Origin of the sequence: Seminibacterium arietis (assembly GCF_042675725.1) — a bacterium.
Lineage (GTDB): Bacteria > Pseudomonadota > Gammaproteobacteria > Enterobacterales > Pasteurellaceae > Seminibacterium > Seminibacterium arietis.
Genome location: NZ_JBHTJN010000025.1, coordinates 15481 through 27461, shown reverse-complemented (window position 1 = coordinate 27461; position 11981 = coordinate 15481). Strand labels below are relative to the sequence as shown.

Sequence of the window (11981 nt, the reverse complement as noted above, 5' to 3'; positions counted from 1 at the left end):
GCTCCACCATAGTGCTTAGATAACACTGTCGTAATCGCAGCTGTTAAAGTTGTTTTACCATGGTCAACGTGGCCGATTGTACCCACGTTTACGTGCGGTTTTGTACGTTCAAATTTTTCTTTAGACACGATTAAGTTTCCTTAAAGTGATCCCCAAAAATTCATTTGGGGATATAGTTAAACAAATTATTTTCTACGTGCTTCAATGACAGCTTCAGCTACGTTTTTAGGTGCTTCAGCGTATTTCAATGGTTCCATTGAATATGAAGCACGACCTTGAGTTTGTGAACGAAGATCTGTTGCATAACCAAACATTTCTGAAAGCGGTACTTCAGCATTGATCTTAGTTACAAATTCGTTACTCTCTTGACCGTTCACCATCGCACGGCGACGACTCAAATCACCGATTACATCACCTACATAATCAGGTGGTGTTTCAACTTCTACTTTCATAATTGGCTCAAGTAGAACAGGATTAGCCTTGTTAAATGCAGCTTTAAATGCAATAGATGCAGCTAGTTTAAATGCTAATTCAGATGAGTCCACATCATGGTAGGAACCAAAATGTAAACGAACACCTAAATCTACTACTGGGTAACCCGCCAATGGACCTGATTTGAGTTGCTCTTGAATTCCTTTATCAACAGCAGGAATATATTCCGTTGGAATGACACCACCTTTGATTTCATTAACAAACTCATATCCTGGTCCCTCAGGATCTAGCGGATATAAATCAATCACAACATGACCGTATTGACCTCGACCACCAGATTGTTTTGCATGTTTACCTTCTACATCATTTACGCGTGTACGGATAGTTTCACGATAAGATACTTGCGGTTTACCGATGTTAGCTTCGACTTTAAATTCACGCTTCATACGGTCAACAATAATATCTAAGTGTAATTCTCCCATACCTGAAATAATTGTCTCTCCAGACTCTTCATCAGTGTGAACACGGAATGAAGGGTCTTCTTGCGCAAGACGACCTAGTGCTAATCCCATTTTTTCTTGGTCAGCTTTAGTTTTTGGCTCTACTGCAACAGAGATTACTGGTTCAGGGAATTCCATACGTTCGAGGATAATTGGTTTATTTAAGTCGCATAATGTATCGCCAGTACCTACATCTTTAAGACCAATAGCTGCCGCAATATCACCTGCACGAACTTCTTTAATTTCTTCACGTTTATTAGCGTGCATTTGAACGATACGGCCAAAACGTTCACGTTTATCTTTTACTGAGTTTAATACAGTTGCACCAGATTCTACTACCCCTGAATATACTCGGAAGAAAGTCAAGTTACCCACGAATGGATCTGTTGCGATTTTGAATGCTAATGCTGCAAATGGTTCTTCATCACTTGCATGGCGCTCACCCTCAGTTTCATCTGGGTTAATACCTTTAATTGCAGGAATGTCAGTTGGAGCTGGTAAATATTCAATTACCGCATCAAGCATTGCTTGGACACCTTTATTTTTGAATGCAGAACCGCAAGTTACTAAAATAATTTCAGTTGCCAATGCACGCTGGCGTAAACCTGCTTTGATTTCTTCTTCAGTTAGGTCATCTCCGCCTAAATATTTTTCCATTAATTCTTCAGAGGCTTCTGCTGCTGCTTCAACAAGATTTTGACGCCATTCTTCGCATAGTTCAAGCATGTCCGCTGGAATGGTGTCATAAGTAAATGTCATACCTTGGTCAGCTTCGTTCCAGTTGATAGCTTTCATTTTAATTAAATCAACTACGCCTTTGAATTCTTCTTCAGCTCCGATAGGGAGTTGAAGTGGAACAGCATTTCCACCTAAACGTGTTTTAATTTGTTCAACTACACGTAAGAAGTTTGCACCTGTGCGGTCCATTTTGTTAACAAATGCGATACGTGGTACTTTATATTTATTTGCTTGACGCCATACTGTTTCTGACTGAGGTTGAACACCACCTACTGCACAGTAAACCATTACAGCACCATCAAGAACACGCATTGAACGTTCTACTTCAATAGTGAAGTCAACGTGTCCTGGAGTATCAATTACATTGATACGATGCTGTGGAAATTGTTGAGACATACCAGCCCAAAAAGCAGTTGTCGCTGCAGAAGTGATAGTGATACCGCGTTCTTGTTCTTGTTCCATCCAGTCCATAGTCGCTGCACCATCGTGTACTTCACCGATTTTGTGACTCACACCAGTATAGAATAAGATACGCTCAGTAGTAGTTGTTTTACCCGCATCAATATGCGCACTGATACCAATATTACGGTAAAGTGAAATAGGGGTTGTACGAGCCATTATTTTTTCCTTTGTTTGGAATATGAAAATTTAAATTTTAAATATGGATAAGGCTTCATCACATCATTTATGAGATGAAGCCTGAAAACCAAATTGCCCACTAATTACCAACGGTAATGAGCAAAGGCCTTGTTAGCTTCAGCCATACGGTGAACATCTTCACGTTTTTTAACTGCTGCACCTTTATTATCAGAGGCATCTGACAATTCGTTTGCTAAACGTGCCGCCATTGATTTATCACCACGTTTACGTGCAGCTTCAACGATCCAACGCATGCCTAATGCATTACGACGAGTTGGACGTACTTCGATTGGCACTTGATAAGTTGAACCACCTACTCGACGTGATTTTACTTCCACTACAGGGCGGACATTTTCTAATGCAGCTTCAAATGCTTCTAACGCTTCTTTTCCAGTGCGTTGAGATAATGTTTCTAGTGCATCATAAACGATAGATTCTGCGATAGATTTTTTACCATCTACCATCAATACATTTATAAATTTCGCAAGTAATTCTGAACCGAATTTCGGATCTGGAAGAATTTTGCGAGGTTCAATACTACGACGACGTGGCATTGTAATTTCTCCGTTATTATAATTCAGGATATTCCAAAACTCATCTTTTGCAATTAATTGCAGTTGACTGGAGTTTAGGTTTAAATGTAAAAATTTAGACGTTTGGCCTTACTCAACGGAGAACCATTAAGCTTTAGGACGTTTAACGCCGTATTTTGAGCGACCTTGTTTACGATCTTTTACGCCTGCACAGTCTAATGCACCACGTACAGTGTGATAACGCACACCAGGTAAATCTTTAACACGACCACCACGAATAAGCACAACACTGTGCTCTTGAAGGTTGTGACCTTCACCGCCAATATATGAAGTTACTTCGTAACCATTAGTTAAACGAATACGGCATACTTTACGTAATGCTGAGTTCGGTTTTTTAGGTGTAGTTGTGTACACGCGAGTACACACGCCACGTTTCTGTGGACAAGCATCCAAAGCAGGAACGTTGCTTTTTACAACCTTTTTAACACGCGGTTTGCGTACTAGCTGGTTGATAGTTGCCATTAAAAAAGCTCCAGTTTTAATTAAAAATTCTAAACAAACATGTTTTTCAACGTCTATTTCGTAAAGAAACAGACGCTAGATTCTAATCTTTGCAAAAAAATTTGTCAACAATTTAAGCATTTATTCCTCTTCTGACTCTATTAATTTTTTAGAAACGTTTTTTATGGACTTAAATAGGAGCTAGCTTTAAATCATAGTATTGTATTTCACAATTTAGTGAGACTAATTTTTAGTCCAAGTGTGAGTTAAAAATGCTGAAATCGGGATCGTAAAATAAGATCCCTTTAATTCTCCGCTATGGGGATAGACGTTCACGATACCAATTGCCATTTTGATCAAGCAAATAGCGAATGCGATCGTGTAATCGGCTTGGACGTCCTTGCCAAAATTCAAACATGCTCGGAACAACGATATATCCTCCCCAATGAGCGGGTCTAGGAACATAGAAAGGATATTTAGCTGCTATAGAGGCGGCTTTTGCTAACAAAAGTTTTTTGCTAGAAATGACCGCACTTTGTTTACTTGCCCATGCCCCTATTCGACTGGTATAAGGGCGACTTGAAAAATATTCATCAGATTGATCTTCAGGAATTTTTTTGACTTTTCCTTCAATCCTTACTTGACGTTGTAGCTCTTGCCAAAAAAAATTTAAGGCAACAAGAGAGTTTTGGCTGATGTTTTTGCCTTTTTGGCTAAGGTAGTTAGTAAAAAAAATAAATCCTTGAGAATTAACTTCTTTCAATAATACGATTCTACTACTTGGTTGACCTGAATCATTTACTGTTGCTAGATTCATTGCAGTGGGTTCTTTAATATCAGATTTTATAGCTTCATTTAACCATTTTTCAAATTGTGTAAGTGGATTATCAAGACACTCTTTTTTAGATAATTGTTGTTTAGTGTATTCTTCACGGATATTATGCAGATCCATTTTTATTCTCCACGTTATGTTTTTGTAGGTGTTCTCCATCGTTATCTCTTAAACGAAATAATATCACAATTAGAGCGATCCCAAAACTAACAGAAGTCAGGAACGTATAGCTAAAAGATTGCTGTAATTGCTGAGGAGTTTCAGGTAAAAAAGTGCGGTATAAATTTACGATAACTGAAGACAAAGTAATGCCTATGCCGATTCCCACTTGCTGGATAACACTTAGCATGGTCGAGCCTGAGCTAGCATTGTGATATTCTAAGTCACAAATAGTTAGCGTGTTGATTGATGTAAAAATTACCGACATTGTTGCACCATAGAAAATTAAAATTAAAATAATTTGCCAAATTGGACTATGTTGATTTAATAAGCTCATAGTGGCAATAATAATAGTCATGCAGCAAGCTGAATAAATTAATGTTTTTTTATAGCCAAAGACAGTTAAAATTCGAGCAATAAATGTTTTTAATAAAACTGAGCTAAGGGCGATAGGAACCATGAGCCAGCCAGTAATTTCTGCACTATAATGGAAAACAATTTGTAACATTAAAGGAAATAAAAAAGGAATACTGGAGCCACATAAACGAATAAATAAATTTGCAAAAAATCCGATTCGGAAAGTTCTAATTTGGAATAGTGTTAAGGGTAATAACACATCTTCTTGACTTTTCGCGTAAAAATAATAGAAAACCAAGCAAATACACCCCAACGATAGGATAGTTATAGTAATATTTTTAGATACGAAATTTTCTGCAATGAGATCTAGCCCTAAAGTGAGCCCAACTAGTCCTCCAGCAAAAATAATAAAGCCAACCCAATCCAGTTTATTTACTTGAGCTTTGCAATTAGGCATATATGTTCCAGCTACAATAATGCCAAGTAATCCGATAGGAATATTAATTAAAAAAATCCAGTGCCAAGAAGCGTAAGTGACCAGCCAGCCACCTAAAATAGGTCCTAAAATAGGTCCAGTTAATCCCGCCATAGCCATGATATTCCATGCATTTAGTAACTCATTTTTAGGTACGGTTCGAAGAATAGAGAGACGAGCAACAGGCATCATGAGAGAACCACCAACACCCTGTAATATACGAGCCATAACGAGTGAATTAAGTGAGACAGCACAAGCACTCAATAAAGATCCTAAAATAAATGTACAAACAGCTAGACGAAACAAGGTTAATGTGCCGTATTTATCAGCAAGCCACCCACTTAAGGGAATCAACAGAGCAACGGTTAGTGAATAGCTGATAATAGCTAACTGCATTTCTAAAGGCGATTCATTTAAACTCTTAGATATTGCTGGAAGTGCGGTATTTAAGATTGTAGCATCAAGGGTTTGCATAAAAAATGCCATTGCACCAATCCAAGCTAATTTCTGAGCTTTTGTTTGTTCTGTCATAATTTAGTCCCATTTTAACCGCACTTTTGTTGATACCATTGGAGAATGAATGTAGCAATGCTATCAATATTATTAATGTCTAATAGAGGTAGTGTAGTTTCCAGGGGATAATCAGTAGCTAGTGCTAGCACATATTGGTCTAGTATGGGTAAGGGTTTTGTCATTTCTTTACGATGAATAAAAATTTTAGGGATTGGTTCTTGTTTAAATCCTTCGACTAAAACTATATTCACTAGATTAGAATCAAATTGCTTAGCTAAATAAGCTAATGAAGTAGGTTGAGGGGTTTCTGTCATTAATGCCCAACGTTGATCACAAGTCATGATAACCTGTGATGCTCCTGCTTCTTTCATTCTCCAGCTGTCTTTCCCTGCAATATCTACATGAGCATTATGATGAGTATGTTTGATGACAGCAGGATGTAGCTCTAGTTGTATTAGTTTTGGTAGCAGTTTTTCTAATAAAGTAGTTTTTCCACTACCACTATAGCCTGTGATGCCCAACATTAAACACATTCTTAATCCCTATATGTTATTTTATTCGAAGTAAAATTGGTTGGTAATTTGATTTTTGGTGTAATTTTTTAGCAATTAGGCGTACTATAATAAAGGAAAGTGCGGTACAAAAAAAGATAAAAACTACATTTTGCCATTCTCGTTGAAATAGATAATCAGCAACTAACGTACTGATGAGGATGACGGAAAGAGGTAAAAAATAGAGTAGTAAAACTGACGAAATTAAGCTATGTTTAGGTAGACCAATTTCAACAATTTGTCCTTTTTGTAGGGGGATAGAGCTTTCGATAGTGAAGATATGTTCCTTACTACTGCCGTTAAGTTGTGAAAGTGCGGTGCTACCGCAACTACTTTTTGCCGCACATTCACCACAAGCTGTTTTAGATTGACACTTTACAGTTGCAGTAGTTGATTTATAGTTGATTACGACAGCATGTTCTTTTAGCATACGTTATTTACTTAAATATCGAATATCTTGCACAATGCGTTTCGCCGTTGAGAGTGGCAGTTGACCAATAAAAGTAAACTCTTTATTTTCTTTGGTCTCGCTGTAGAATGTAGTTGAACCCTGTTTCCAAGCATTTTCTGGAATATTGGGAATGATTGAATGACCACAATACAATGTAAATGAGAAAAGCCCATCACTGTACAGCAAACTTTCAATTTGATTTTCTTTATCTTGATTAAGCATTTTATTGATTAATTTAAACCCTTTTGGTAACCATTCTGGATTCCAGCTAAAAGGGATATTCGTCACCTCAGAAGGCTCTACTCGAGAAATTAGAGGAGGAAATGTTATGTTATTTAAGTAATGTGGAAGATCATCCAACCCTTCATTAATATGGAGATTGACTACCCGAAATTGATCTAATAAATTTCCTTCTCTATCTAGCATGTCACTACGTAGCAAGAGATTGCTCTGTTCATCAATAAAAACTAGATATTGATAACGAAAGTCATCCTTTGGTAGGATCCGAATAGTTTGCACAATTCTATCAGCAACACGATTTCGTCCAATATTTATAAAATCATAATAGTTACTTAATAAATCAAAATTGCTCCACATAATAGAGGGTAAATTATCGACAATTTGACTGCCTTGCAGAGAAAATACTTGATAATTAGGTTGGAAATAACTGATTATATTACCACGCTGAACAATTTCCTGCGGTGCATTATCTAACGTGATTAATTGGGCGTAAATTTTTCCATTTTGGTTAACGTGACGATAACGCAACGACTCCATATTTACTGGGGTCGTTTGTACGAACGCAATTTCATAATCAAGTTGCTCATTTGCTTTTCGCATGTTCTCTAGTAACTGACGAGGAGCAGTTTTTTCTTGAGCAAGAGAAAATAACGAAATAAAAAAAGTGAAAAAAAGTGCGGTCAGTTTTTGTGATCTTTGTAATATCATAAAATTATTAATAGCTATTTTTCATTATGATGTTGTAAGCTTAATCCATCTGCATATATACGTCTTTGTAATTCATAATTTTGTAGCATAGTGGCAGTGCGTTTATTTTTTTGCTCAAGTTGAGATGGTGTTATTACATTATTTGTTGGAGTGTTATAACTGACAGCTTGAACAGAATTATTAAAAGGTAAAGTTTGCAATACAGGCATATCTTGATGTTCTTTTTCGGTTTTACTTGTAGTAAATGTTTGTACACCTATTACAGTAACCAAGCACACGGTTGCTGCAACAGCGACTTGTGTCATTGGAACAAACCAAGATTTAAACTTATTAACAAAAGAGAACTTGTTAATTTCTTTTTGCGTCGGTTGTGAAACAGTAGGAGAAGCAATTTCAATGCGTTCTTGTTCAATTAGCATCTCTATTTTGGCTGTAAAATCTGCACCCAACAGTACGTTACTTTCTTGACGCATAACAGAGCGGATAGTATGAAAATTAGCCCAGGATTCTTGTAAAACTTTATTTTGACAGATTTCATCTGTCAATTCGTTATTTACATATTCACCATCAATATAAGCAGAAAGCAATTCTTTTTGCATATCAAACTCCGAATTATTCATGTTGATACCGTTTTCATTCAATGTTGTTGAAGTAGCGGTGCTATTTTATTCTCAATAATTTCCCTTGCTCTAAAAATGCGAGACCGCACAGTACCTACAGGGCAATCCATTATTTCTGCAATTTCCTCGTAACTTAACCCCTCAATTTCCCGCAGCGTGATTGCAGTCTTTAGATCTTCTTGTAAGTTACTAATGGTATCAAAAATAATTTTTTTTAATTCACTAGATAATATTTCGTTTTCTGGTGTATCTACAATTCTTAAATTCGCTCCCACATCATAGCTTTCTGCTTCATCTGCTGCGATGTCTTCATTGGGCGGGCGACGACCTTGTGCGGTCAAATAATTTTTTGCAGTATTTACTGCAATACGATATAGCCAAGTGTAGAAAGCACTATCGCCACGAAACGAATCAATAGAGCGGTACGCTTTTATAAATGATTCTTGGACGACATCAGGAATATCATTTTGAGATATATAACGGGTCAATAGTCCAGCAACTTTATTTTGATAACGCGATACCAACAAATTGAACGCCTTTTTATCTCCCTGCTGTACTCTTTCTACCAAAGCCTGATCTGTTAGCTGTTCAGCCATACAACCTCTTATATTACTTCTGACAAGCCCTAATATTTAATACAGCAAGCTTTACATCTAACTGTTAGAGTGTCGTAAAATTTAAAAGTTCATTTTTCTGGTTAAAAATGACTAATCAGTCAAATTTAATGTGTTATGTATATGGGTGATCATCTGCTGTAATTCAAGATCTGGAGCAGGTACTTTGTTAAAAAACCACGAAAAAAGTTGTAAGTCTGTTGCAGCTAATAGTCGCAAAAATACTTCCTTTTTTTCTGTTGGTAGTTGATCAAAATGTTGCTGGAAAAATGGCATAATAACTTTATCTAGTTCTAGCATGCCACGACGGCAATCCCATTCAATACGAAATTTATTATATTTATTCATTGGATTACCTTTTCAATTCTGTGAAAGTTCATATTTTCTGATCATAACAATGGCTAGATAAAGTGTAAATATTAATTTGATTAAAACTAAAACCCAACGAGCAATTGGGTTTTAGTTTGATTAAATGAAATATTACTCTTCTTTTGGTTTTATGACAGCGTAAATAACACCTGTTAGCAATGCACCTACCGCAATAGCAAGCAAATAAGTTTTAGGGTCGCTAACAAATGGGATTACAAATAAACCACCATGAGGTGCTTGTAAACCAATTGCAGCCCAAAGAGATATTGCACCAGCAACTGCTCCGCCAATAATGCTAGAGATGATTACTCTGATTGGATCTGAGGCTACAAACGGTAAAGCTCCTTCAGAAATAAAACATAGTCCTAAAACAAAAGAGGCTTTACCTGCATCACGTTGGCTTGAAGTAAATTTATTGCGAGCAAGAAAAGTTGCAATTGCCATACCAATCGGCGGTACCATACCAGCAGCCATAATAGCAGCCATAGGAGTGTAAACACCTGATGCGATTAAACCAGTACCGAAAGTATAAGCAGCTTTGTTTACAGGACCGCCCATATCTATACACATCATCGTGCCTAACACTACGCCTAATACAATTGCATTAGTTTGCCCCATTGTGTTCAACCAATTAACTAATGAATCCATTAGTGCTTTTACAGGCGGATTGATTAAGTAGATCATTGCAAGACCTACAATTGCTGATCCTAAGAGTGGTAGGATTAAAATCGGTTTTAGTGAACTTAGGCTTGCTGGCAGTTGAATACTACTATTCAGTAATTTGACAACATAACCTGCGAGAAAACCAGCTACAATACCGCCTAAAATTCCCGCCCCCGCTGTTGTTGCGAGCATACCCCCAACTAGACCAACTGAAAGTCCAGGTCGATCGGCAATGGAAAATGCAACATAGCCAGCAAATACAGCGATCATTAGATGGAAGGCAGCACCACCACCGATCTCCATAAGTGCGGTAGGTAATCCTCCCGCAATAGTTGCGTCTTTGAAAGCTTCTATTCCAAACATAAATGAAATAGCAATCAGTAGTCCTCCAGCAACTACGAGCGGTAGCATATGAGAAACGCCGGTCATCAGATGTTTATAAAGTCCTTTTTTCTCTGTATCTTTAGTCGTCTGTGTTGACTGATCTGAGCTGTCATAGATTTTTGCTTGTTGGAATGCTTTATCAAATTCTTGGGCTGTTTTTTTCAGTGCTAGCCCAGTAGATGTACGATATAGTGGTTTTCCTTTGAATTTACTGAGATCTACATCAATATCGGCAGCTACAAAAACTAAATCCGCAGCAGTAATATCTTCAGTTGAAAGTATATTTTTAGCCCCCCCTTGACCTCGAGTTTCGACTTTAACGTTCCAACCCTTAGCTTGAGCATATTTAGTAATTGCTTCAGCTGACATAAAAGTGTGAGCAACTCCAGTTGGACAAGCAGTTACTGCAACAATATTTTTGACGGTATTATTGATTGAAGAACTTTCGCTATTTTGAACCGCACTTTTTTCAGTTGGTGCAACATAATCTTGTTTTTTAGTGAGGGCCTGTTTAATAGTATCTTCAGGTGAAAATAATAGTTGTTCCACATGAGTGACAAATACTTTTTTGCCTTCTAATCTTGAGTCAAATGGTAGTTGGTCACCAACAACCACAACTAACTCACTATCTTCTATATTATCAATCAATTCACATTCTTGTTGCTGTGTTGCTACTGCCATAATTGGCTGAAGTAAAAAAGTTTTTGCATGTCCTAATTGAGCATTCTGCATAAGAAAAATTTTCATCACAATTTCTCCTTAAATTGAAGTCATCTCGACTTTTTCTAGTATAGGTTTTAATAAATCGGGATTGGTAACTCCCACATTACTTTGTGAAACAGCCCATGCTGATACCGCACTTGCAAAAGCAAGCGTATCTTGCTGTGAAAGTTGATTAACTAGACCATAAATAAGACCCGCTACCATAGAGTCACCAGCACCAACAGTGCTGACGATATTTTCACATTTTGGTGGGCAAGCAATGATGTTTCCTTCATCGCTTAGCCATAATGATCCTTCAGCTCCTAGTGAAACAACTACATTAGCAATTCCTTTGTTTCTAATTACTTCTGCTGCTTGTTTGATAGCACTTAGATCAGGAAGTTCATGCCCAATTAGTTCCTCAAGTTCATGTTGATTTGGTTTGATAAGCCAAGGTTTAGCGTCTAATCCAGCAGTAAGTGCGGTCTTATTTGTATCTAAAATAACTTTGATATTTAAATCTGTTAATTGTGTAAGCCAATCACTAAATGCTTTTGGTGAGATACCTTTGGGGATGCTTCCACATATAGCGATTAAATCGAATTGTTGACAGTATTCAAGAGAATTAGCAACAAAAGATTGCCAATCTTGAGGAGTAATTTGATAACCTGAAAAATTGAAATCAGTTACATCACCGTCAGTTTCAGTTAGTTTAACATTGATTCGTGTTTTTCCATCGACACGTTGGAATTTGTCTTCTAATTTAAGAGAAGCAAACATATGCTCAAAGTCTTTCTGGTTTTCTTTTCCAAGGAAGCCTCCTACACAAACAGGAATATTTAGGTCATTTAATACTTTAGCGACATTAATCCCTTTACCTGCAGGGAATAATCCTAGTGTTTCTACTGCATTTACAGTTCCTAAGTTAATACGATCTAATCGTCCAACTAAATCATAAGCAGTGTTTAACGTAATAGTTGCTACTTTCATCATATTTTCC

The 11981-nt window shown here is 37.0% G+C and carries 14 protein-coding genes; all 14 read right to left on the bottom strand.

Features of this window, described 5'->3' with window-relative positions:
• Positions 1 to 128 (bottom strand): GTP-binding protein (locus ACFQ02_RS08425; RefSeq protein WP_380821743.1); only part of this gene is annotated, 128 nt, incomplete at its 3' end.
• A gap of 57 nt (positions 129 to 185) precedes the next feature.
• Complete coding sequence (gene fusA / locus ACFQ02_RS08420) at positions 186 to 2288, bottom strand: elongation factor G (protein ID WP_380821738.1); 2103 nt, start codon at positions 2286 to 2288, stop codon at positions 186 to 188.
• 104 nt (positions 2289 to 2392) lie between these two features.
• Positions 2393 to 2863 carry a 30S ribosomal protein S7 gene (gene rpsG, locus ACFQ02_RS08415; RefSeq protein WP_380821735.1) on the bottom strand — a complete coding sequence of 157 codons (471 nt, stop codon included), beginning with the start codon at positions 2861 to 2863 and terminating at the stop codon, positions 2393 to 2395.
• 126 nt (positions 2864 to 2989) lie between these two features.
• Positions 2990 to 3364, bottom strand: coding sequence for a 30S ribosomal protein S12 (rpsL, locus tag ACFQ02_RS08410; protein ID WP_380821732.1), 375 nt, complete (start codon positions 3362 to 3364; stop codon positions 2990 to 2992).
• Between the two features lie 295 nt (positions 3365 to 3659).
• A complete protein-coding gene (gene pdxH, locus ACFQ02_RS08405; RefSeq protein WP_380821729.1) occupies positions 3660 to 4295 on the bottom strand; it encodes a pyridoxamine 5'-phosphate oxidase in 636 nt (211 codons plus the stop codon).
• Entirely contained in the window at positions 4282 to 5697 is a 1416-nt protein-coding gene (locus ACFQ02_RS08400; protein WP_380821726.1) for a DHA2 family efflux MFS transporter permease subunit, read from the bottom strand. Before ACFQ02_RS08400 ends, pdxH begins: the two co-directional genes overlap by 14 nt.
• 14 nt (positions 5698 to 5711) lie before the next feature.
• Positions 5712 to 6212 carry a molybdopterin-guanine dinucleotide biosynthesis protein B gene (mobB, locus tag ACFQ02_RS08395; protein WP_380821723.1) on the bottom strand — a complete coding sequence of 167 codons (501 nt, stop codon included), beginning with the start codon at positions 6210 to 6212 and terminating at the stop codon, positions 5712 to 5714.
• Positions 6213 to 6228: 16 nt separating this feature from the next.
• On the bottom strand, positions 6229 to 6660 hold the full coding sequence (locus tag ACFQ02_RS08390) for a SoxR reducing system RseC family protein (RefSeq protein ID WP_380821720.1): 432 nt from the start codon (positions 6658 to 6660) through the stop codon (positions 6229 to 6231).
• 3 nt (positions 6661 to 6663) lie between these two features.
• Positions 6664 to 7626, bottom strand: a complete 963-nt coding sequence (rseB, locus tag ACFQ02_RS08385) for a sigma-E factor regulatory protein RseB (RefSeq protein ID WP_380821741.1) — start codon at positions 7624 to 7626, stop codon at positions 6664 to 6666.
• 17 nt (positions 7627 to 7643) lie between these two features.
• Entirely contained in the window at positions 7644 to 8228 is a 585-nt protein-coding gene (locus ACFQ02_RS08380) for a sigma-E factor negative regulatory protein (protein ID WP_380821717.1), read from the bottom strand.
• Positions 8229 to 8266: 38 nt separating this feature from the next.
• Positions 8267 to 8845, bottom strand: a complete 579-nt coding sequence (rpoE, locus tag ACFQ02_RS08375; RefSeq protein WP_380821714.1) for an RNA polymerase sigma factor RpoE — start codon at positions 8843 to 8845, stop codon at positions 8267 to 8269.
• Positions 8846 to 8956: 111 nt separating this feature from the next.
• Complete coding sequence (locus ACFQ02_RS08370; RefSeq protein ID WP_380821712.1) at positions 8957 to 9211, bottom strand: FAD assembly factor SdhE; 255 nt, start codon at positions 9209 to 9211, stop codon at positions 8957 to 8959.
• A 132-nt stretch (positions 9212 to 9343) separates the two neighbouring features.
• The gene (locus ACFQ02_RS08365) at positions 9344 to 11026 is read right to left on the bottom strand and encodes a fructose-specific PTS transporter subunit EIIC (RefSeq protein ID WP_380821709.1); all 1683 of its coding nucleotides are present in this window, start codon (positions 11024 to 11026) and stop codon (positions 9344 to 9346) included.
• 12 nt (positions 11027 to 11038) lie between these two features.
• Positions 11039 to 11974 carry a 1-phosphofructokinase gene (gene fruK, locus ACFQ02_RS08360; protein ID WP_380821706.1) on the bottom strand — a complete coding sequence of 312 codons (936 nt, stop codon included), beginning with the start codon at positions 11972 to 11974 and terminating at the stop codon, positions 11039 to 11041.
• Between the last annotated feature and the right edge of the window lie 7 nt (positions 11975 to 11981).

Coding starts and splice junctions, on each gene's coding strand:
- fruK (WP_380821706.1), bottom strand. CDS start 11,974: ATGATGAAAGTAGCAACTATTACGTTAAACACTGCTTATGATTTAGTT.
- ACFQ02_RS08370 (WP_380821712.1), bottom strand. CDS start 9,211: ATGAATAAATATAATAAATTTCGTATTGAATGGGATTGCCGTCGTGGC.
- ACFQ02_RS08380 (WP_380821717.1), bottom strand. CDS start 8,228: ATGCAAAAAGAATTGCTTTCTGCTTATATTGATGGTGAATATGTAAAT.
- mobB (WP_380821723.1), bottom strand. CDS start 6,212: ATGTGTTTAATGTTGGGCATCACAGGCTATAGTGGTAGTGGAAAAACT.
- ACFQ02_RS08400 (WP_380821726.1), bottom strand. CDS start 5,697: ATGACAGAACAAACAAAAGCTCAGAAATTAGCTTGGATTGGTGCAATG.
- rpoE (WP_380821714.1), bottom strand. CDS start 8,845: ATGGCTGAACAGCTAACAGATCAGGCTTTGGTAGAAAGAGTACAGCAG.
- rpsG (WP_380821735.1), bottom strand. CDS start 2,863: ATGCCACGTCGTCGTAGTATTGAACCTCGCAAAATTCTTCCAGATCCG.
- ACFQ02_RS08365 (WP_380821709.1), bottom strand. CDS start 11,026: ATGAAAATTTTTCTTATGCAGAATGCTCAATTAGGACATGCAAAAACT.
- rpsL (WP_380821732.1), bottom strand. CDS start 3,364: ATGGCAACTATCAACCAGCTAGTACGCAAACCGCGTGTTAAAAAGGTT.
- ACFQ02_RS08390 (WP_380821720.1), bottom strand. CDS start 6,660: ATGCTAAAAGAACATGCTGTCGTAATCAACTATAAATCAACTACTGCA.
- fusA (WP_380821738.1), bottom strand. CDS start 2,288: ATGGCTCGTACAACCCCTATTTCACTTTACCGTAATATTGGTATCAGT.
- pdxH (WP_380821729.1), bottom strand. CDS start 4,295: ATGGATCTGCATAATATCCGTGAAGAATACACTAAACAACAATTATCT.